22 protein-coding genes are annotated in these 18,691 nt (G+C 66.3%); 10 read left to right on the forward strand and 12 right to left on the reverse strand.

What is annotated here, in order from left to right:
- Positions 1-32: 32 nt before the first annotated feature.
- Both ACFV4R_RS07180 and ACFV4R_RS07185 read left to right on the forward strand, forming a co-directional pair.
- Positions 33-629, forward strand: coding sequence for a helix-turn-helix domain-containing protein (locus tag ACFV4R_RS07180; protein WP_091717942.1), 597 nt, complete (start codon positions 33-35; stop codon positions 627-629).
- 98 nt (positions 630-727) lie between these two features.
- On the forward strand, positions 728-1,381 hold the full coding sequence (locus tag ACFV4R_RS07185; protein ID WP_377201715.1) for a DedA family protein: 654 nt from the start codon (positions 728-730) through the stop codon (positions 1,379-1,381).
- Between the two features lie 6 nt (positions 1,382-1,387).
- Here the strand turns inward: ACFV4R_RS07185 and ACFV4R_RS07190 are convergent, their stop codons facing one another.
- A complete protein-coding gene (locus ACFV4R_RS07190) occupies positions 1,388-1,900 on the reverse strand; it encodes a MarR family winged helix-turn-helix transcriptional regulator (protein ID WP_377201716.1) in 513 nt (170 codons plus the stop codon).
- Between the two features lie 66 nt (positions 1,901-1,966).
- Between ACFV4R_RS07190 and ACFV4R_RS07195 the strand changes: the two genes are divergently transcribed.
- On the forward strand, positions 1,967-3,157 hold the full coding sequence (locus ACFV4R_RS07195; RefSeq protein WP_377201717.1) for an acyl-CoA dehydrogenase family protein: 1,191 nt from the start codon (positions 1,967-1,969) through the stop codon (positions 3,155-3,157).
- A 16-nt stretch (positions 3,158-3,173) separates the two neighbouring features.
- Here ACFV4R_RS07195 and ACFV4R_RS07200 read toward each other — a convergent pair whose 3' ends face one another.
- The 5 genes from ACFV4R_RS07200 to ACFV4R_RS07220 form a co-directional block, all read right to left on the reverse strand.
- A complete protein-coding gene (locus tag ACFV4R_RS07200) occupies positions 3,174-3,959 on the reverse strand; it encodes a TipAS antibiotic-recognition domain-containing protein (protein ID WP_377201718.1) in 786 nt (261 codons plus the stop codon).
- Between the two features lie 78 nt (positions 3,960-4,037).
- A complete protein-coding gene (locus tag ACFV4R_RS07205) occupies positions 4,038-4,358 on the reverse strand; it encodes a hypothetical protein (protein ID WP_377201719.1) in 321 nt (106 codons plus the stop codon).
- Between the two features lie 135 nt (positions 4,359-4,493).
- Entirely contained in the window at positions 4,494-4,697 is a 204-nt protein-coding gene (locus tag ACFV4R_RS07210) for a cold-shock protein (RefSeq protein WP_013599688.1), read from the reverse strand.
- A 130-nt stretch (positions 4,698-4,827) separates the two neighbouring features.
- Entirely contained in the window at positions 4,828-5,454 is a 627-nt protein-coding gene (locus ACFV4R_RS07215; RefSeq protein ID WP_377201720.1) for a response regulator, read from the reverse strand.
- Positions 5,451-6,653 (reverse strand): sensor histidine kinase, encoded by a 1,203-nt coding sequence (locus tag ACFV4R_RS07220; RefSeq protein WP_377201721.1) that lies wholly within the window; start codon positions 6,651-6,653, stop codon positions 5,451-5,453. Before ACFV4R_RS07220 ends, ACFV4R_RS07215 begins: the two co-directional genes overlap by 4 nt.
- 197 nt (positions 6,654-6,850) lie before the next feature.
- Here ACFV4R_RS07220 and ACFV4R_RS07225 point away from each other — a divergent pair, with 197 nt between their 5' ends.
- Positions 6,851-7,420 (forward strand): heme-binding protein, encoded by a 570-nt coding sequence (locus tag ACFV4R_RS07225; protein WP_377201722.1) that lies wholly within the window; start codon positions 6,851-6,853, stop codon positions 7,418-7,420.
- 9 nt (positions 7,421-7,429) lie between these two features.
- Positions 7,430-8,161 carry an ankyrin repeat domain-containing protein gene (locus ACFV4R_RS07230; RefSeq protein ID WP_377201723.1) on the forward strand — a complete coding sequence of 244 codons (732 nt, stop codon included), beginning with the start codon at positions 7,430-7,432 and terminating at the stop codon, positions 8,159-8,161.
- A 121-nt stretch (positions 8,162-8,282) separates the two neighbouring features.
- On the opposite strand, the gene ACFV4R_RS07235 is transcribed toward ACFV4R_RS07230, so the two are convergent.
- The 4 genes from ACFV4R_RS07235 to ACFV4R_RS07250 are packed head-to-tail and all read right to left on the reverse strand — an operon-like array spanning position 8,283 to position 12,421.
- On the reverse strand, positions 8,283-9,476 hold the full coding sequence (locus ACFV4R_RS07235; RefSeq protein WP_377201724.1) for an acetyl-CoA acetyltransferase: 1,194 nt from the start codon (positions 9,474-9,476) through the stop codon (positions 8,283-8,285).
- Positions 9,473-10,156 carry a 3-oxoacid CoA-transferase subunit B gene (locus ACFV4R_RS07240; RefSeq protein ID WP_377201725.1) on the reverse strand — a complete coding sequence of 228 codons (684 nt, stop codon included), beginning with the start codon at positions 10,154-10,156 and terminating at the stop codon, positions 9,473-9,475. Before ACFV4R_RS07240 ends, ACFV4R_RS07235 begins: the two co-directional genes overlap by 4 nt.
- 55 nt (positions 10,157-10,211) lie before the next feature.
- Positions 10,212-11,651 (reverse strand): short-chain fatty acid transporter, encoded by a 1,440-nt coding sequence (locus tag ACFV4R_RS07245; protein ID WP_377201726.1) that lies wholly within the window; start codon positions 11,649-11,651, stop codon positions 10,212-10,214.
- Positions 11,652-11,704: 53 nt separating this feature from the next.
- The gene (locus ACFV4R_RS07250; protein WP_377201727.1) at positions 11,705-12,421 is read right to left on the reverse strand and encodes a CoA transferase subunit A; all 717 of its coding nucleotides are present in this window, start codon (positions 12,419-12,421) and stop codon (positions 11,705-11,707) included.
- Positions 12,422-12,596: 175 nt separating this feature from the next.
- Between ACFV4R_RS07250 and ACFV4R_RS07255 the strand changes: the two genes are divergently transcribed.
- On the forward strand, positions 12,597-13,388 hold the full coding sequence (locus ACFV4R_RS07255) for an IclR family transcriptional regulator (protein WP_377201728.1): 792 nt from the start codon (positions 12,597-12,599) through the stop codon (positions 13,386-13,388).
- Positions 13,389-13,512: 124 nt separating this feature from the next.
- Here the strand turns inward: ACFV4R_RS07255 and nadE are convergent, their stop codons facing one another.
- Positions 13,513-14,346: an ammonia-dependent NAD(+) synthetase gene (nadE, locus tag ACFV4R_RS07260; RefSeq protein WP_377201729.1), complete on the reverse strand. Its 834-nt coding sequence runs from the start codon at positions 14,344-14,346 to the stop codon at positions 13,513-13,515.
- Between the two features lie 74 nt (positions 14,347-14,420).
- Between nadE and pyrE the strand changes: the two genes are divergently transcribed.
- From pyrE to ACFV4R_RS07280, 4 genes are all read left to right on the forward strand, one after another.
- Entirely contained in the window at positions 14,421-15,005 is a 585-nt protein-coding gene (pyrE, locus tag ACFV4R_RS07265) for an orotate phosphoribosyltransferase (RefSeq protein WP_056076887.1), read from the forward strand.
- 171 nt (positions 15,006-15,176) lie between these two features.
- A complete protein-coding gene (locus ACFV4R_RS07270) occupies positions 15,177-15,944 on the forward strand; it encodes a GAF and ANTAR domain-containing protein (protein ID WP_377201730.1) in 768 nt (255 codons plus the stop codon).
- Positions 15,945-16,075: 131 nt separating this feature from the next.
- Positions 16,076-16,717, forward strand: a complete 642-nt coding sequence (locus ACFV4R_RS07275) for a hypothetical protein (RefSeq protein ID WP_377201731.1) — start codon at positions 16,076-16,078, stop codon at positions 16,715-16,717.
- Between the two features lie 84 nt (positions 16,718-16,801).
- Positions 16,802-17,842 carry an alpha/beta fold hydrolase gene (locus ACFV4R_RS07280; RefSeq protein ID WP_377201732.1) on the forward strand — a complete coding sequence of 347 codons (1,041 nt, stop codon included), beginning with the start codon at positions 16,802-16,804 and terminating at the stop codon, positions 17,840-17,842.
- On the opposite strand, the gene ACFV4R_RS07285 is transcribed toward ACFV4R_RS07280, so the two are convergent.
- Positions 17,839-18,669, reverse strand: a complete 831-nt coding sequence (locus tag ACFV4R_RS07285; RefSeq protein ID WP_377201733.1) for an HAD-IIA family hydrolase — start codon at positions 18,667-18,669, stop codon at positions 17,839-17,841. The genes ACFV4R_RS07280 and ACFV4R_RS07285 overlap by 4 nt on opposite strands.
- Between the last annotated feature and the right edge of the window lie 22 nt (positions 18,670-18,691).

The following is an 18,691-nucleotide window of genomic DNA, read 5'->3' on the forward strand; positions in this document are numbered from 1 at the left end:
AAAGCATTTTGCCGGTATGGCAAAATGCTTCGATGGATGAAAACCTCGACGACGTCCTCGCCGCCGTTGGCCCGCGGCTGAAGGCCCTGCGCTTGCGCAGGGATGTCACGCTGACGGCGCTCGCAGCCGCCACGGGCATTTCCGTCAGCACGCTTTCCAGGCTCGAATCGGGCCAGCGGCGGCCCAACCTGGAACTCCTGCTTCCTCTCGCGCAGGCCCACCAGGTACCCCTCGACGAGCTGGTCGGCGCTCCGGCTACGGGGGACCCCCGCGTCCATCTGCGGCCCATCACCGCCTACGGCATGACCATCATTCCTCTCACCCGCAAGCCCGGTGGCATCCAGGCCTACAAGCACATCGTTCCAGCCGGGCCGGTGGAGGAACCCAACCCGCAGGTCCACGAGGGCTACGAATGGCTCTACGTGCTGAACGGCAAACTGCGGATGGTCCTGGGCGCCCGGGACCTTGTCCTGGGGGCGGGCGAAGCCGTGGAATTCGATACCCGCGTGCCGCACTGGTTCGGCCGGGCCGACGGCCAGGCCGTGGAGTTCCTCAGCCTGTTCGGCTCCCAGGGTGAGCGGATGCACATCCGGGCCCGCCCGGCGGCCGGAAAATCTCCGGGGACGTAACCGGGCCCGTCGCTGCCAGCGGACGTTCAGGTCCGTACGGTAGACAGGACCTGCAGGGATTTGGTCGCGGAACGCAGTTGAAATCGGGGGAACGGCCTATGTGGGCAACAGCGTCAGGGGAAACGGGTGCAGCGGAGGGCTTGGGCGGGCTGGTGGGTGCAGCGGCCCAGGCAATCGAAAACCTCGGTGAATGGGGCGTGGGTGCCTTCACCCTCGCCGAAACCGTGGTCCCGCCCATTCCCAGCGAAGTGATCCTGCCGCTGGCCGGATATCTCGCCAAACAGGGCTCCCTGAACCTGGGGCTCATCCTGGTCACCAGTACGCTGGGCGCCTACCTCGGAGCCCTCCTCCTGTACTGGCTCGGTGCCAAGCTGGGGCTGGAGCGGTCCATCCGAGGCCTGTCCAAGCTGCCGCTGGTGGACCGCGAGGACTTCGAAAAGGCTGCAGGCTGGTTCACCAGGCACGGCAAGTCCTCGATCTTTTTTGGCCGGCTCCTGCCCGGCGTCCGCAGCCTGATCTCGCTCCCGGCCGGTGCCGCGGCGATGCCGCTCCTCACCTTTTCCGTCTTCACCCTGGCCGGCAGCGCACTGTGGAACGGAGCCCTGATCGGTTTCGGGTACCTGCTGGGAACGCAGTACCACCTGATTGAGGGCTACTCGAAGTACCTGAACTACGCCGTCTACGCCGCACTCGCCATCGCGCTGGCGTGGCTGGTGGTCCGCCGAGTGAAGCGCGTGAAGGTAAACCGCTGACAGCAGTCAGGGACTGTCCTCGAAGTCACCCGAACCCCTGCGGAAGTCGCCCAGGATCCGGATCAGTGCGTCAACATCCTCCGGCGGAAACCCCGGCTCGGTGAAGACCTGGCTGTTGAGGGCCGCCGTCGAACGCTGAGCCACAGCGCGGCCTTCCGGGGTGAGACCCACCAGGGTGGTGCGGCCGTCGGTGGGGTGCGGTGAGCGGGCCACCAGGCCCGCGCGTTCCAGCCGGTCCACGGCATTGGTGACCGACGTCGGGTGGACCTGGAGCAGGGCGCTCGCCTTGTTCATCGGCAGGGCACCCTTCCGGGCGAAACTCAAGAGGGCCAGCAGTTCGTACCGGGCGAACGTCAGGCCAAACGGCTTGAGGGTGGATTCGATCCTGGCCAGGAGGATCTGCTGGGTCCGCATGATCGCCGTGATGGCGGCCATGGGTGCTGCGACATCGGACCAGCCGTGGTCCTCCCAGTTCCGCCGGGCTTCGGCAATCGGGTCCCGGGACAACGGTGTGCCCATAGCCAGCCCCTTTCCGGAAATCCTGTGAATATACTAGGACATCCAACCGTTTGGAAGGGAGGCGTCATGCCCGGACACTCCCATGACGGCCCGGCGGAGATTCCTTATCCGGACGCGGACCTCCTGCACATCGTGCGGCTCCTTCCGCCACCGGAACAGGCCAGGCACGCGGAGATCCGCAACTACCTGCAGTCCACCGTCAGGCCAGCCTCCATCGGTTACTGGAACCGGGAGGAGTTCCCGCGCGATGTAGTCGCCGGGATGGGCGCCCGCGGGCTGGGGGAGTTGCAGCTGGACGGCAGTTCCGCCCTGTTCAAAGGCCTCATGTACGTGGAACTGGCCAGGGCCGACGTCTCGCTTTCGGCCTTGGCCGGGATCCATAACGAACTCATCGTGGGCACCATCCACCACTTGGGATCCGATGAACAGAAGCGCCGGTGGCTCCCCGGACTGAGGGCCTTTACGCAGCTGGGAGCCTTCGCCCTCACGGAGCCCGGCCATGGCTCAGACATCTCCCGCGGGCTCGAAACAACTGCCCGGCGGGACGGCGGCGAGTGGGTCCTCAACGGCGCCAAACGCTGGATCGGCAGCGGGACCGTTGCGGACGTCGCCCTGGTCTGGGCCCGGGACACGGCTGACGGGCAGCTCAAATGCTTCCTCGTGGAAACGGACCGGTCCGGCTACTCCGCCGCCAGGATTGAACACAAGATCGGCCTGCGGATCATGCAGAATGCCGATATCAACCTGGCGGACGTACGCATACCGGCTGCCAACCTCCTGCCCGGGGCATCAAGCTTCGCCTCGGCCAACGCATTGCTCCGGGACTCCCGGGCGTGGGTGGGCTGGCAGGCCGCCGGGATCCAGTTCGCTGCCTTCGATGTGGCCCGCAGCTACACGCTGGACCGCCGCCAGTTCGGCAGGGAACTGGCGGGGTTCCAGCTGGTCCAGCAGCAGCTCGCGGACATCCTGGGGAACGCTGCCGCTTCACTGGCCCTGATGGTGCAGCTGGCCCGGCTCCAGGAAGACGGGCTGCTGGAGATGGCGCAGGCGGCCATGGCCAAGGCCACCACCACCAGGCTTGCCAGGGCCTCAGTGGCGATGGGGCGCTCGCTGCTGGGCGGCAACGGAATCACCAGCGACCACGAGATGGCCAAGCTGTTCGCGGATGCCGAGATCCTGTACACGTACGAGGGCAGTTACGAGATCAACTCGTTGCTGGTTGGAAGGGCCGTTACGGGAATCCAGGCGTTCACCTAGGCCGCCCGCGGAACTGCTAGAGGTTCAGGTCCGCGTAGGCCCACAGCGCATCCCGAACAAACGTGGCTCCGGCTTCGCCCCCGTAGTTGGCGGCGAACCGTGGATCTGCCACGTACATGTCCGCCAGGCCGGTGACGTAGCCTTTGATGTCCCCGCCGGCCTCAGCCGCTGGTGTTCCCGGGATGGAGCGGAGCCAGGCCACATGCCGGGCGGCCAGGTCCCGGGCTTCGTCGCCGCCTCGGTCCACCCCGGAGCCGGCTGCTTCAAGCCAGTCCCGGCCCAGTCCCTCCGAGCGGGACTTCCACTCCCGCTTTTCGGCCTCGTCCATGCCCCGCCACCACGAGTCGCCCTTCGCGTAGGCGTCCTTTCCCCACCGTTCTTCCACTTCGTCCTTGTACTGCGTGTGGTCGAAGCCATCAAACATTTTCTCTGCCACGAGCTCTCCTCCTTGTTGCACTGCCTCGATGGTTTGGCGGACGGACCGGACTTGCCGCGCAAGGCGTTCCTGTTCCTGGCCCAGCCACTCAAGGTGCCGGGTCAGCGCCCGGACTGGGTCCGTCTGGTGCTGGAAGACATCGGCAATGGCCGGCAGGCCCAGGCCCAGCTCCCGAAGGAGCAGGATCCGCTGCAGCTGCAGGAGGGCTCCGCCGTCGTAGTAGCGGTAGCCGTTGCTGCCCACCCTGGTGGGCTTCAGCAGCCCTATGTCGTCGTAGTGGCGGAGGGTTCGGCTGGTGGTTCCCGCCATCCTGGCCACGTCCTGGATGGGCCAGCCGCTGGCCCTGTCCTCCCCGGTTGCTTCCATGCTTCGAGCGTAGGGGTTGACGCAGCGTCAAGGTCAAGGGGCAAGGTGAAGCGAAACCGCCAAGGGTCTTACGGGAGGTCAGCGGGTGCGGCGGTGGCGCGCCTGGGCCACCAGGCGGGTGAACGAAAAAATGAAGACGGACTCAATCAGGACCATAAGTCCGGCCAGCAGCCATTGCTGGCGGGCTACGAAGAAGACGCAGCCGGTCAGGACCAGGATGGTGCCCAGGGCCAAGGCATAGACAGCAAAGCCGACAGCGACGCGGGCGCTGCGCACGCCGGTGCGGAAACCGAAGCCGTGGGGTTCACCGCCGGGCTGGCCGGGGACACGGTCCGGCATTCCGGGACCGAGCCTGTCGAACTCTTCCCAGGGGTCCCTGTCCGCTTCCTTGCCCGTCATGGGTCAATTATCCCAAAAGCACCGGATGTTGGGGGCGGGGCCCCGGCAGGCACAACTAAAACAGCGGCCCCGCCAACACAAGGTTGGCGAAGCCGCTGCCGGGGCTGGCCTGGGAAACCGGGCCGGCCGTAAGACTTAGAGCGGGCGGATGTTCTCTGCCTGCGGACCCTTGGGGCCCTGGGTCACGTCGAATTCGACCTTCTGGTTCTCGTCCAGTGAGCGGTAACCGCTGCTGGCGATAGCCGAGTAGTGTGCGAAAACGTCAGCGGACCCGTCATCGGGGGCAATGAAGCCAAAACCCTTTTCGGCGTTGAACCATTTAACTGTGCCTGTTGCCATGGCTGCATTCCTTCATGTGACTCTGATTCTCTCCCCGGATTTCAGCCCGGGGTGTGCGAAGAACGTCCCCCGCAATCCCAACGTACGGGGCGAAACGCCCTGTTGCAAGGGTAAACGCCACAAACCCGCGTCAGCGCATGCCCTCACGGCGGATGGCGGTGGCAATCGCGGCGGCCCGGGTTTCCACTCCCAGCTTCGAATAGATGTGGGCCAGGTGGGTTTTGACGGTGGCTTCCGAAATGAAAAGGCGCTGGCCGAGTTCGCGGTTGCTGAGCCCCTGGGTGAGCAGGCTCAGCAGCTCCGCCTCGCGTGGAGTGAGGATCTCCTCCGGGTTGCGGAGTTGCTGGAAGAGCCTCGAAGCCACCGGCGGGCTCATCACGCTCCTGCCCTGCACCGCGCCGCGGACAGCAGAGAAAATCTCGTCCGGCGCGGCGTCCTTCAGCAGGTAACCCATGGCGCCCGCGTCCACGGCACGCACGATGTCCGCGTCCGAATCGTAGGTGGTGAATACCAGGATGGCCTGGCTGCTGTTGAGCCCGCGGATGCGCCGGATGGCTTCGATGCCGTCCATGCCGTCTCCCATGGCAAGGTCCATGACCACGACGCCGGGCGAGAGCTGCCGCACCAGCTCCACGGCTTCCTCCCCGGACGAGGCGTCAGCCACCACGTCGATGTCCGGCTGGGTGCCCAGCAGGGCGCGCAGACCGCTCCGGACCACCAGATGGTCGTCCACCAGGAGCACGGTAATGGCACTCATGACTGGTTTCCTTCCGGTGAGGCCGCTGACAGGCCAGCGGGGAGCTGCGCCGCCACGATGGTGCCCTCGCCCGGGGCGCTTTCCACCGAGAACGTCCCGCCAAGCTGTTCCACGCGCTGCCGCATGGCCCGCAGGCCGTAGCCTCCGGCGTCCGACGGCGCTGCTGCCGCCGCCGGATCAAAGCCGGCGCCGTCGTCGTACACGTCCAGGGTGACGGCGTCCGGCAGGAACCCGAGGGTCACGGTGGCGGTGGTCGCGGAGGCATGGAGCCGCACGTTGGACGCTGCACTTTGGACCACGCGCAGCAAGGTGTGCCGCGTGTCTGGCGCCACCGGCCGGGGTTCGCCGGTGACCAGGAGCCGGGCGTCGGGAAGGTAGCGGCGGGCTGCCGTCAGCAGGGCCTCAGGCAGCGGCGAGCCTTCGAGGCCGGGGGAGGCAAGGTCATGCACCAGGCTTCGGGTTTCGGCCAGGTTGTCCCGCAGCAGGGAAGTGGCCTGCCGCAGGTCCGCGTGGGCGGCAGGTGCGGGCCAGGTGCGCCCGGCGGCCTCGAGCATCAGGAGGCTGCTGGCCAGCCCCTGGGTTACGGTGTCGTGGATTTCGCGGGAAACCCGTTCCCGCTCGGCAATGGTGCCCGCCCGCCTTTCGCTGGCGGCCAGCTGCCCCTGCGCGGTGGAGACCTCAGCGTGCAGCCGCCGCTGCTCCTCGGCATCATTGCGGATCCGGTCATGGATGAGGGTCAGCATCACCCCCACGGCCAGGGGGCCCAGCAGCATGGCCAGATCCGTGCCTCCGCTGAGCCTGAACAGCCCGGCCGACGTGGCAGCGGCGATGATCCCCGCGGCAACGTAGGCGGCAACACCGCTGATCGCGGCACGGCAGAGGAAGAAGAGGGCGAACGAGCACCAGGCAAAGCTGGGTGCAGCGATCACCAGCACCGCCCACACGGCCACCAGGGCGGACATCCACGCCAGTCCAGGCAGCCCGCGCCGGGCAAGCACCGCAACGCCCGCGTAGAGCAAGGAGGCTGCCGCGGCGAGACAAAGGACCAGCACGTTGTCCGCGGGCGGGTGGCGCATGACGTACCGGACGGTGGACGCCACCAGGAGGACGGCGAATCCCGCATGGACCGCGGTGTCGATGCTGCCCAGCCGGGGCAGCCCGGCAGGACTCGCGGACTGGTCAGGGCCTGGGGCTGTCATGGAATTTCCGGTCTGGTGGGGGATCGCTGCCCTTCCATGCTATTGCCGGCGGCCCGGCCGGGTCTCTCATCCATTTGGCTGATACGGCTGTCCTTTGGTCGCAGCAGGGACCATGCAAAGGCCCGATGGCAGGCGGGGCGCCGGCCGGAAGGATTGACGTGTTCGCAGCGATCGCCTGCCTAACCCAAGGAGCCACCATGAAGAAGTCCCGCACAGCCCTTGCCGCCGCCGCAGCCAGTGCCCTGGTCCTCACCGCCGGAGTCACGGCCGCGGCCAACGCAGGAACAACCCCTACGCCGGCGGCCGTTCCCGCCGTGGACGTCCAGCCTGCGCCGGAAACTGTCGTCCAGCAGAACCGCATCTCCGTGGGGGCCTCAGCCGCTGCCGTGAACGCAGCCCTGGCCAAGTGCCAGGCGGACAAGCTCCCGTTCGTCACCGTTGCCGTGGTGGACCGGTTCGGCACCGTGCAGGCACTCCTCCGCGGAGACAATGCAGCGGAGCACACCATCGAAGCCGCCACGCAGAAGGCCTACACCGCAGCCGCGTTCGGTACGCCCACCAGTGAGCTGGCCAAGCGGATCAACGGCAACGGTCCGTCCATTGCAGACCTCCCCGGCACCCTGTTCCTGGCAGGCGGCGTCCCGCTCAAGGTCAATGGTGTGTCGGTGGCCGGCGTCGGGGTTGGCGGGGCACCGGACGGCGCCCTGGACGAGGCCTGCGCCGCCGCCGGAGCTGCAGCCATCGCGGGCGCCCCCGCCGGAAAGTAGGCTGCCCGTATGAGGCGCACTGGCTTAGGTGCCCAGGGCTTGCTGGCCGCCGGTGCCCTGGCCCTCATCCTGACGGCGTGCCAAAGCCCTGCTCCGGCACCATCCGCTGGACCGGCGTCGGCCGCCCCTTCACCCAGCACGTCGGTCGCCACCAGCACGTCGGTCCCCAGCGGAACCGTCGACGCCGAAACGGGCCCTCCTGCTTCAGGGCGGGCGGCAACCCCGCCAGTGCTCTCCGCCGAAGCCCAGGCAGCACTGGACCAGAAACTCGTTGCTGCCGCCAAGGCCAACAACGCGGCGCTGGTACGCGAACTGGTGGGCCGGGGCGGCAACGTCAATGCCAAGGACTCCATCCAGGACTCTGCCTTCCTCTACGCCGGCGCTGAAGGCTTCAACGAGGTCCTGCAGCTGACCTTGGGGGCCGGTGCGGACGTTTCCAGCATCAACCGCTACGGCGGAACTGCCCTGATTCCAGCCAGCGAGCACGGGCATGTGGAAACGGTGAAGATCCTGGTGGCCGCCGGCGTCCCCGTCAACCACGTGAACAACCTGGGCTGGACGGCCATGCAGGAGGCCATCCTCCTGAACAATGGCGGTCCACGGCAGCAGGAAGTGGTCCGGCTGCTGCTGGAGGCCGGCGGGGACCCGGGGATCCGTGATCCGGAGGGCCGGACTGCGCTGCAGAACGCCGAACGGCTGGGCTTTGCGGAGATCGCCGCCCTGATCCGGAGCCACGGCTAACCTGCTTCGTACCGGGCCGCCGGGTTTCCCCACTTTTTGGCTCGGTGCGACGGCGGCGCGCCGCACTTTGGGTGCGACGCGCCGTTATAGGCAGCCAAAGGTGGGCAGACTCAGCGGCCGGCTAGACGGCCTCGAGGATGCTGACGTAGTTGGCGATGCCCACGCCACCCATGTTCTGGACGGCTGCCCGGCGCGGTGCCGTGAGCTGCATGTCGCCGGCGGTGCCGGTCAGCTGCATGGCCGCGAGCACGTGCTGCGAGACGCCGGTGGCACCCACGGGGTGGCCCTTGGACTTGAGGCCGCCGGAGACGTTGACCGGCAGCTTCCCGTCCTTGAACACCCACCCCTCCTCGAGCGCGCGGGCGCCCTGGCCGGGTTCGGTCAGTCCCATGGCCTCGTACATGAGAAGTTCGGCGATGGTGAAGCAGTCGTGGACTTCGGCGAGGTCCAGGTCTTCGATCCCCACACCGGCCATCGCCAGGGCGCGCTGCCACGAAACCCTGGTGGCTTCGAAAGCCGTGGGGTCCCGGCGTGCGGCCGGGAAGAAGTCGTTGGCCTGGCCGAACCCGGCGAGCCGCACGGCAGGGTTGGCGCCTGCCGTGGGGGAGGTGGAGAGCACGACGGCGGCAGCACCGTCTGAGACGGGGGAGCAGTCCGTGCGGCGCAGGGGATCGGCCACCATGGGGTTCTTGTCCGACACGGTCCGGCAGAATTCCTCGCCGAGGTCCTTCCGGAGCTGGGCGTAGGGGTTGTCCACGCCGTTGCGGTGGTTCTTGGCTGCGATGGTTCCCAGCACATCCCCAAGGTTCCCGGACGGGTCGTAGCGCTTGGCGTAGTGCTTGGCCACTTCGGCGAACAGCCCTGTGAAGCCGGTGGTTGAGGCCTTGCCGGCCATGTCGTAATCGGCACCGAGCAGGCCTGCTCCCACCACGTCTGCTCCTGCGTGGGTCATCTTTTCGGCGCCGATCACCAGGACGGTTTTGGCTGTGTTGGCCAGCAGCGACTTGGTGCCCTGCTGGAACGCCGCCGAACCCGAGGCGCACGCGTTTTCGACGCGCGTGGACGGGACATTGGCCAGGTCCGGGGAAACCTGCAATGCCAGCGACGACGGGAACGCCAGCGGCATCATGCCGGAGTTGAACTGGCCCACGTAGATCTCATCGATCTGTCCGGGCTCGACACCCGCGCCGGCGATGGCATCGGTGGCCACCTGCACGATCAGTGATTCCAGGGTGTCATCGGTGAGCTTTCCGAACCGGCTGTGGCCCCACCCGGTAATCAGGACATCCTTGCCAAACTGTTCCTTCAGGCTCATGCCGCCACTTCCTCGTTCTCAAGGCGGACTTCGAAGTCCGCGTCCGTCTTCTCCCTGATGTCCCCCACGGTGACCCCCGGCGCCAGCCGGGTCAGCGTGAGCTGCCGCCCGCCGTCGCCCGTTCCTTCGCCATCCTTCACCAGGTCGAAGACCGCAAGGTCGCTGATGATCCGGTCCACGCAGCTGAGGCCGGTCAGGGGGAGCGTGCATTCGCGGACGATCTTCGCCGTGCCGTCCTTGGCGTTGTGTTCGGTGAGGACCACAACCCGGGGCGTGCCGGCCACGAGGTCCATGGCCCCGCCCATGCCCTTGACCATCTTGCCGGGGATGGTCCAGTTGGCCAGGTCGCCGCCGCCGGAGACCTGCATTGCGCCCAGGATGGCCACCTTCACGTGGCCGCCGCGGATCATGCCAAACGATGTGGCGGAGTCGAAGATGCTGCCGCCGGGAAGCACCGTGACGGTCTGCTTGCCGGCGTTGATGAGGTCCGCGTCCTCTTCGCCTTCAAAGGGGAACGGCCCCATGCCGAGGAGTCCGTTCTCGCTCTGCAGGACCACCCGCACGCCGTCGGGGAGGTTGTTGGCCACCAGCGTGGGGATGCCGATGCCCAGGTTGACGTAGTCGCCGTCGTTCAGTTCCTCTGCCGCAATCGCAGCCATTTCATCCCTGGTCCAGGCCATGGGTTCCTCGATTCTGAGTGTCTTGTCGGTTGTTTGGGGTGCCGCCAGGGGACGGCTATTTGGGAATGACCGGCGGAACAAACTCGAAGGTCATTCCCAGCAGCCAGGCCAGCAGCAGGACCACCGGAAGGTGGAACAGGAACTGCTGGAAGGTGAAGCCCACCAGGTCCCGGGCGCGCAGCCCCAGGACGGCCAGGAGGGGCAGCATGAAGAAGGGGTTGATGAGGTTGGGCAGGGCCTCGGCCATGTTGTAGATCTGGACGGTCCAGCCCAGGTTCATATTGACGTCAGTGGCGGACTGCATCACGTACGGCGCTTCCACCAGCCACTTGCCACCGCCGGACGGGACGAACATGCCCAGAAAGGCCGTGTAGAGGGCGATGACCACCGCAAATGCGCCGTTGCTGCCGATGCTCGTGAAGAAGTGGGCCAGGTGCTCGGAGACGGTGAGCCCGTCAGCTCCGGCGGCCTTCGTGAGGATGGCTGCCATGGCTGCGTAGAGCGGGAACTGGACCAGGATGCCGGCGGTGGCGGGCACGGCCTTGGTGACCGCCTGCAGGAACTTCCGGGGAGTACCGTGCAGCACCAGGCCCAGCATCAGGAACACCAGCAGGTAGCCGTTCAGCGAGCTGACCACGGTGAGGATGGGCAGCGTGACGAGTTGGGAGACCAACCAGCCCAGGGTCAGGACACCGGCAATGATGGGCAGGATCCGGCTGTACTCAAGCCATTCACCCGGTCGCGACTTTTCGGCAGGAGCTTCGGGTTCGTCGTCCAGGTCCACGCCCATATCTTCGGCCGTCCGGATGGCCTTTCCCGTGGGAGCCGAGAAGTGCGCGATCACGGTGGTGAGGAGCATCAGGATCACCAGCGTCAGCAGCGACTGCCACGTGAAGATGGTGGTGCCGAAGTCCAGGACCCCGGTGATCTGCAGCAGCGCCGGCGGAATCGACGCCTTCGTTGCCTGCAGTTGCGCCGCCGACGAGGACAGCCCCAGGGCCCACACTGCACCGAGCCCCATGAAGGCGGCCGCACCGAGGGCGCGGTAGTCGACCGTGAGGTCCGAACGCCGGGCGATGGCCCGGGCCAGGAGGCCGCCGAAGATCAGGCTCAAGCCCCAGTTGATGAAGGAGACGGACATGGACATGACTGCCACGAAGCTCACCGCCGCCCGGGCGGATCCGGGAATGACGGCCAGGCGGTTGATTAGCCTGGCAACGGGCGGCGACGTGGCCACCACATAGCCCGTGAGCACCACCATGGCCATCTGCAGGGTGAACGCGGTGAGGTCCCAGAACCCGTTGCCGAAGGAATCCACCACGGCCTTGGGGGAAGCCCCGATGGCCAGGGCGGCAATGGCGACCAGGACCACGCCGGCGAGGGCGAAGATGTAGGCGTCCGGGAACCACTTCTGCGTCCACCCTGCGAGGCTTTCCGCCATCCGGGCCAAGCCCTTCTGGCGGACATCCTCGTCGTGAATCTGCGCGGTGTTCATTGTTGTGTGCTCTCCATTGAGTTGCTGGCGGTGGTTGCGGGTGTCGGCGCCGGTCAGGCGGACACAAGATCGGTGCGCGGCCGCACCGTCCGCTGCTCGATGTCCTTCACGCGATTGGTTGCCTGCACCAGGCGCTGGACGAAGACGCCCGGCGTGACCACATGGTTGGGATCCACTTCTCCGGGCTCCACGATCACTTCGGCTTCGGCGATGGTCAGCTTGCCGGCCGTGGCCACTACGGGATTGAAATTCCGGGCCGTGTAGCGGTAGACGAGGTTGCCGTCCGTATCGGCGGTGTGGGCGTGGACGAGCGCCACATCGGCAATGATGGCGCGCTCGCGGACGTACGTTTCGCCATCGAATACTTCCAGCGGCTTTCCTTCTGCTACCAACGTGCCTACGCCGGTCTTCGTGTAGAACGCCGGGATGCCGGCCCCTCCCGCCCGTAGCCGCTCCGCCAGGGTGCCCTGGGGCGTGAATTCAACCTCCAGCTTTCCGGCGAGGTACTGCTCGGCGAAGAGCTTGTTTTCCCCCACGTAGGAGGCGATCACTTTGCGGACCTGTCCCGCCTCGATGAGGATGCCCAGGCCCTTGCCGTCCACGCCCATGTTGTTGGAGACCACAGTGAGGTTCCGCACGCCGGAGTCACGGACGGCTTCGATCAGGTCTGCCGGAATGCCGCTGAGCCCGAAGCCGCCGACGGCGAGGGTGATGCCGTCCCGCAGGGCGCCTTCCAGGGCGGCTGCCGCGGAGTCCTGGATTTTGCTCATGGGTGTGTCTCCTCATCGAGATGGTGAGTCCACTTTGTGGACTCAGTTTCTGAGTATGGAGACTACGGTCCTCGTCTCAGGCCCGTCAAGGCTGCGAATCATCCTTTTCAGCCTGCGTTCTATACTGTGGACGTAGGGCCAGTAAGTATCCACAATATGGACGGTTGGGACAATGATGAGCAATTCTCCCGTGCAGGGCGCCCAAGTGGTCAGCCGCCTCGCAAGCCTGCTGCGGCTTGTTGGCCGCAGCGCAGGGGGCATGCCGCTGGCCGGCATTGTCCGCGAATCGGGACTCACCCGGCCTACCGTGCACAGGCTCCTGTCCTCCTTGGCCGCCGAGGGCCTGCTGGACCACGATCCCGCCAGCGGCAACTGGGTACTGGGCCCCGAGATGCTGCTGCTGGGGTCAGTGGCCTCTGCCCGGTTCCCCATGGAGGACATTGCCCGGCCCAGCCTGCGGCGGTTGGCCGAAGCCACTGGCGAGAGCGCCTTCTTCTCCATCCGCCGCGGCATGGAAACGGTCTGCCTGCTGCGTGAGGAAGGCAGTTTCCCGGTCCGTTCCTTCGTGCTGCATGAGGGCGTGCGGTTTCCCTTGGGGGTGGCGTCCGCGGGAACAGCCATCATGGCTTTCCTTCCCGAGGGGGAACGGGAGGGGATCCTGCAGGACTGGGAGGCCCACGCGGGAACCTTCGCGGCCGGGCACACCGCCGGCATAGTCCGGGAGAACCTTGAACGCACCAGGCTGGCAGGTTACTCCGTGAACCCCGGGCTCGTCCTTGAAGGCAGCTGGGGGATGGGCGCTGCAGTATTCGACAGGTCCGGCAAGCCTGCCTGGGCGCTGTCCCTGACCGGCATTGAGCCTCGCTTCAAGCCGGAACGGCAGGAAGAGCTGGGCGGCCTGCTCATGGCGGAGGCCCACCGGATCACCCAGCAGCTGGGCGGGGGAGAAGGTGCCACGGCCCGCTGAGTCTCCCCGGCTTTGGCTACGTACGACGACGGCGCGCCGCCTTTGTAGGGAGACGCGCCGTCGTGATCCCCGTAAGCAGGGAAGATCAGCGGTGGGGTGGCCGGCTGCAGCCCGGCGCGGGGCTCTAGCGGCCTTCGTCCTTCCACCACGTATCAAAGATGGTGACGGGGACTGTGCGCTTGTGGCGGGTGCGCAGGTACTTCTGCTCGATGGATTCGGCCACGGACTCGGGAACATCGCGGCCCTCGAGGTAGTCGTCAATCTGGTCGTAGCTGATGCCCAGCTCGTCCTCGTCCGTGCGGCCCGGCCGGTCGTCCAGCAGGTCCGCGGTGGGAACTTTCTCCCAGATGCGTGCCGGGGCACCGAGCTCGGCCAGCAGGGCCCGGTTCTGCCGCTTGTTCAAACCGAACAGGGGCAGGATGTCTGCGCCGCCGTCGCCGAACTTGGTGAAGAACCCGGTAACGGATTCCGCGCCGTGATCCGTGCCGATCACCAGGTAGTTGAATTCGCCGGCCAGCGCGTACTGGGCGATCATCCGGGTGCGGGCTTTGGTGTTGCCCTTGTGGAAGTCGGAGATCTCCGAGCCGGCGGTCTTTTCGAACTCGTCCTCGAAGCCGTCCACCGCCGCGGAGATGTTGAAGGTCCACTCGGTTTTGGCTTTGATGAAGTCCAGGGCGGCCTGGGCATCTTCCTCGTCGTGCTGCACGCCGTAAGGCAGGCGGACGGCTACGAAGTTGGCTTCCACGCCTTCCGCCTCGAGCTCCTCGACCGCCTGCTGGGCCAGTTTTCCGGCCAGCGAGGAATCGAGTCCTCCCGAGATTCCCAGGACAAAGCCCTTGGTGCCGGTGGCTTTGAGGTACTCCTTGAGAAATGTGACGCGTTTGCGCACCTCCCCCGCGGGATCGATCCGGGGCTGCACGCCCATTTCTTCAATGATGGTGGCCTGGAGTTCGCGCATGTGGTCCACACTAGCCAGCGCCGGCAACCCTGCTCAAGCAACCGCACCGGCCCGGCCACACTAAACTGGAACCCATGACTTCCCCCAGTGAGACTGCAGTGGACTCTGCAGCCGCCCGCGCCCGACTGCTCGAACTCATCAAGGAACTTGCCGTGGTCCGCGGCAAGGTCATCCTCTCCAGCGGCGCGGAGGCGGATTACTACATCGACCTTCGCCGCATCACCCTGCACCACGAGGCGTCCAAGCTGGTGGGCCAGGTCATGCTGAAGATGGCGGACGACGCCGGCATCGGCTTTGAGTGCGCAGGTGGCCTGACCATGGGAGCCGACCCCGTGGGCACCGCCGTCATGCACGCTGCGGTGGACGCCGGCCGCACCGTGGACGCTTTTGTGGTCCGCAAGGCCCAGAAGTCCTACGGCATGGGGCGCCAGGTGGAAGGCCCGTCAGTGGAGGGCCGGAACGTGCTGGTCCTCGAAGACACATCCACCACCGGCGGGTCCGCGCTGACCGCCGTCGAGGGCGTCCGCAAGGCCGGCGGCAACGTCGTGGCCGTGGCAGTGATCGTGGACCGCGATACCGGCGCCAAGGAAAAGATCGAAGCCGAAACCGGCGTGCCCTACCTCTTTGCGTTCGGCAAGGACGAACTGGGCCTCGACTAGGTCCCGACCGTCGGCCGGGCCAGCGAGTGCTGGGCCCGGGCCGGCAGCCCTGCCGTTGGCAGGGCGGGGGAGGGGCAGCGCCAAATTGATCTGGTCAGCGCACTTGGCCCGGACCGGCCGCTGACCTAAAATTCTCGATAGCCCCTTAAGTACCCCTTGGAGAACGTGCCCATGCCCACCGCCGACCAGCCTTTGAGCCCCACTGAGATGGTCCAGGACCTGATCCTGGACAGCTCGGATTTTGAAGAGTTCCTGAATGAGCTCGCACGTTTCTCGGCCCACCAGGTAGCCGGGGTGGGCGATGATGCCCTGTGTGGAATCACGCTGCTTCGTGACCGGAAGGCTGCCACGATCGGCTGGAGCAGCGACTCCGCCCGCGAAGTGGATGAAATCCAGTACTCGCTTTCCCAGGGTCCCTGCCTGACTGCGGCCCAGGAAGAACGTGAGATCCACGTCCCGGACCTGTTCGAGGAAGAGCGGTGGGGTCCGGAATATGCGTCCGCTGTGGCTTCGTACGGGCTGCGTTCGGTGTTGTCGCTCCCCTTCAACCTGCAGGGCGATGCGAAGGCGGCGCTCAACCTGTACTCGGATGTCCCGCACAAGTTCGACGAGCGGGCCACCGCGAAAGCCCGCGGCTACACGAGGGAGATTTCCCAGGCGCTGCGGCTGGCCGTGCGCTTCTCCCTGCACACGGACAGTGCGGCGAACCTCCGGGCAACCCTGGAATCGCGCACCACCATTGACATCGCCATCGGTATCGTGATGGCGCAAAACCGGTGCAGCCAGGAATCGGCTGTCAGGATCCTCACCGAGGCTTCCAGTAACAGCAACACCAAGTTGCGGGACATTGCCAAGTCACTTGTTGATTCAGTGGGTGGAACGGGTACGCGGACCCATTACCAGGAGCCCGCCGCCCGAAAGCCTGAACAGTCAGCCTAGGCAGGCCGCCCGGGTGGGAAGCCTGAGCAGGCGCTGAAGCAGGGTCTGGAATGCAGGTTGTGCCTGCACAACATCGGGGATACGCTGACCGTGGTTGAGCCGTCGGCCATAGAACCTCTTTTGGAGTACCTATGGACCGCTCTCTTAATGCGCTCGTTAACCTCGACGTCCCCGCTGACATAGTCAGGATCGACGTCCGCGGAAGCCTCACCCACGATTCCCGGCCGGACCTCGTCCACATCATCCGACGCGTCCGGCGCATGGGCATCCGTGCCCACATCCGCGTTGACCTCTCGCAGGCGGTACTGGTGGAATCCAGTGCGTTGGCGGGCCTTCGCAGTGACCTGAACACGATGGACGCCAACACCCTGCCGGGGATCTACGGCTCCGGTGTATCGCTCCACCTCACGGGTTCCCACGACAGACTGCCGGGAGCGCGGTTGGCCGGCGCCGAGCCTGCCCAGCATGTGCAGCCACTGCATATCGTCGACGACGACGCCAGCCACCCAAACCACGGCAGGCCGTTCGGCGAGGGGTACCAGGTTGCCCCTGATGCCGCGCTGGAGGAACTGTTCGGGCGGCAGCTGGTGGAATACTCCGAACAGGAACTCCTCGCCGCCAGCGATACCCTCTTTTCGCTGCTGGACCACCCGGGAGCCTTCCCCGGTTCCGACCTCCTGGGGCGCTACAACGACATCGGACGCGAGCTTGGCCGCCGCCAACAGGCCCCGGAGGCACCCTTCCCTGCTGCGGAGGGGCAAGCCGCAAGCTGACGGCCGGCCCGGCACCGGGCAGTCACTGAATGGTTATGCAAGGCTTCTTGCGGCCGACTCTTCAGTTGTGCCTACGGTAGAGGCGTGCCGTATGAGGGGAAGGTTGATCCGCAGGGCCGGGGCGGGACAACCGCAGCCCGGCTGCTGTCACAGGCTGCTGCCCTCAAGCGCTTTTCCCGGCGCAGCTTCTTTACCGCGACGGGTGCTTCCGGGGTACTTGCCGCGGACATGCTGCTGACCCGGGAGGTCCAGTCGCAGCGCCGGACGGACAGGATCCTGCCCGTTACGGACGACTTTGCCGACGCCTACTACCCGGACGCCAGCTGGTTCCTGTTCCCGGGATACAAGACCAGCTGGGAGGAGGCCCAGTGGATCCTCAACTCCCTCCGAGGTTCGCTGAACAAGCGGGCCCGGCTCGCCGCCGTCGGGTATTCCAACCAAGGCCTGGACATCGACGACATCGTGATCGCCGTCATCGAATACGTCCGTGAGCAGAAGATCGAGAAGCTGTTCTTCTACGGGCACAGTTTCGGCGGAATGGTAGCCACCCAGGTGGCGGCCCGGCTCCTGGAGATCCACGGCGTGCAGGTCCAGCTCGTGGTGCTGGATTCCAGCCCGTACAGCAAGCACGATGTCCTGGACCAGAGCTGGTTCGACGGCGTGGTGTTCCTTTACGAGCGCGGCTTCCGGTTCCCGTCCACCCTCCGCGGCGGTTACGAGCTGGGCGAACGGGTCATCCACAAGGACGAGCGCAGCTGGCGCCAGATCCTCGACCAGACCCTGGAACAGCTCTCGCCCATCGCACCGTCCAGCGTGCTGATCCAGACGGAGTCCGCCTACATTTACCACTTCGACGGAACCCGCTTCGCAGGGAAGATCGGGACCGCGAAGATGGCCTACCTGGGCAACCCCAAGGACAAAACCGTGCGTTACGAATCGGCGGTGGAAGCGTGGGCGGTGGCGTTCAAGGACAACATGGTCTCCACCGGACTCCAGACCACCGGGGCCGCGCCCGCGCACGCCAGCCCGCAGTGGAACCCGCACATCTACCGGCCGCTGCTGGACGGACTGCTGGACGAGCAATTCCCGCTGCCGGCGGGCGGCTCCCGGGTGACGGTGTTCTAGAGCTGGTTCTTCAGGTCCGCCACGGAGTTCAGGACCTGGTTGGGCCGGAAGGGGTAGGAAGCGATCTCGTCCCGCTGCGTGATCCCGGTCAGGACCAGGACCGTGTGCAGCCCGGCTTCCATGCCGGCGATGATGTCCGTGTCCATCCGGTCGCCAATCATGGCCGTGGTTTCGGAATGGGCGTCGATCTGGTTCATGGCCGAGCGGAACATCATCGGGTTGGGCTTGCCCACAATGTAGGGTTCCCGTCCGGTGGCCTTGGTGATCAGCGCCGCGATGGCACCCGTGGCCGGCATGGGGCCGTCCTTGGACGGGCCTGTGGCGTCCGGGTTGGTGGCAATGAAGCGGGCGCCGGCGAGGATGAGGCGGATGGCCGTTGTGATCGCCTCGAAGGAGTAGGTGCGCGTCTCGCCGAGCACAACGAAGTCCGGATCCTGGTCGGTGAGGATGAAGCCGGCCTCGTGCAGCGCCGTCGTCAGGCCTGCTTCGCCGATGGTGTAGGCGCGGTTGCCGGACCCCGAGCCATGCACCTGGTCCTTCAGGAACTGGGCCGTGGCCAGCGCCGATGTCCAGATGTTCTCTTCGGGGATCTCCAGGCCGGATGCACGCAGCCGGGCCGCGAGGTCGCGGGGCGTGAAGATCGAGTTGTTGGTCAGGACCAGGAAGCGCTTGGATGTGTCCACCCATCGCTGGATGAGCTCAGCGGCGCCCGGCACGGCCTGGTTTTCGTGGACCAGGACACCGTCCATGTCCGTAAGCCAGCACTCAATGTCCTGGCCGCTGCGGTACACCGCCGGTGCGCCCTCGACCTTGTCCGCTTTTGCCATGCCTGCCTCCGAGTGTCGACGC

This window comes from Pseudarthrobacter sp. NPDC059871 (genome assembly GCF_042731175.1).
Classification (GTDB): Bacteria; Actinomycetota; Actinomycetes; order Actinomycetales; family Micrococcaceae; genus Arthrobacter.

Excerpts from the sequence above, each read along its gene's own strand:
- ACFV4R_RS07250 (WP_377201727.1), bottom strand. The coding sequence starts at position 12,421 with ATGAGCAAAATCCAGGACTCCGCGGCAGCCGCCCTGGAAGGCGCCCTG.
- ACFV4R_RS07215 (WP_377201720.1), bottom strand. The coding sequence starts at position 5,454 with ATGAGTGCCATTACCGTGCTCCTGGTGGACGACCATCTGGTGGTCCGG.
- ACFV4R_RS07180 (WP_091717942.1), top strand. The coding sequence starts at position 33 with ATGGATGAAAACCTCGACGACGTCCTCGCCGCCGTTGGCCCGCGGCTG.
- ACFV4R_RS07275 (WP_377201731.1), top strand. The coding sequence starts at position 16,076 with ATGGACCGCTCTCTTAATGCGCTCGTTAACCTCGACGTCCCCGCTGAC.
- ACFV4R_RS07225 (WP_377201722.1), top strand. The coding sequence starts at position 6,851 with ATGAAGAAGTCCCGCACAGCCCTTGCCGCCGCCGCAGCCAGTGCCCTG.
- ACFV4R_RS07205 (WP_377201719.1), bottom strand. The coding sequence starts at position 4,358 with ATGACGGGCAAGGAAGCGGACAGGGACCCCTGGGAAGAGTTCGACAGG.
- nadE (WP_377201729.1), bottom strand. The coding sequence starts at position 14,346 with ATGCGCGAACTCCAGGCCACCATCATTGAAGAAATGGGCGTGCAGCCC.
- pyrE (WP_056076887.1), top strand. The coding sequence starts at position 14,421 with ATGACTTCCCCCAGTGAGACTGCAGTGGACTCTGCAGCCGCCCGCGCC.
- ACFV4R_RS07210 (WP_013599688.1), bottom strand. The coding sequence starts at position 4,697 with ATGGCAACAGGCACAGTTAAATGGTTCAACGCCGAAAAGGGTTTTGGC.
- ACFV4R_RS07220 (WP_377201721.1), bottom strand. The coding sequence starts at position 6,653 with ATGACAGCCCCAGGCCCTGACCAGTCCGCGAGTCCTGCCGGGCTGCCC.
- ACFV4R_RS07235 (WP_377201724.1), bottom strand. The coding sequence starts at position 9,476 with ATGAGCCTGAAGGAACAGTTTGGCAAGGATGTCCTGATTACCGGGTGG.
- ACFV4R_RS07255 (WP_377201728.1), top strand. The coding sequence starts at position 12,597 with ATGAGCAATTCTCCCGTGCAGGGCGCCCAAGTGGTCAGCCGCCTCGCA.
- ACFV4R_RS07190 (WP_377201716.1), bottom strand. The coding sequence starts at position 1,900 with ATGGGCACACCGTTGTCCCGGGACCCGATTGCCGAAGCCCGGCGGAAC.
- ACFV4R_RS07230 (WP_377201723.1), top strand. The coding sequence starts at position 7,430 with ATGAGGCGCACTGGCTTAGGTGCCCAGGGCTTGCTGGCCGCCGGTGCC.
- ACFV4R_RS07245 (WP_377201726.1), bottom strand. The coding sequence starts at position 11,651 with ATGAACACCGCGCAGATTCACGACGAGGATGTCCGCCAGAAGGGCTTG.
- ACFV4R_RS07195 (WP_377201717.1), top strand. The coding sequence starts at position 1,967 with ATGCCCGGACACTCCCATGACGGCCCGGCGGAGATTCCTTATCCGGAC.
- ACFV4R_RS07240 (WP_377201725.1), bottom strand. The coding sequence starts at position 10,156 with ATGGCCTGGACCAGGGATGAAATGGCTGCGATTGCGGCAGAGGAACTG.
- ACFV4R_RS07200 (WP_377201718.1), bottom strand. The coding sequence starts at position 3,959 with ATGGAAGCAACCGGGGAGGACAGGGCCAGCGGCTGGCCCATCCAGGAC.
- ACFV4R_RS07285 (WP_377201733.1), bottom strand. The coding sequence starts at position 18,669 with ATGGCAAAAGCGGACAAGGTCGAGGGCGCACCGGCGGTGTACCGCAGC.
- ACFV4R_RS07185 (WP_377201715.1), top strand. The coding sequence starts at position 728 with ATGTGGGCAACAGCGTCAGGGGAAACGGGTGCAGCGGAGGGCTTGGGC.
- ACFV4R_RS07270 (WP_377201730.1), top strand. The coding sequence starts at position 15,177 with ATGCCCACCGCCGACCAGCCTTTGAGCCCCACTGAGATGGTCCAGGAC.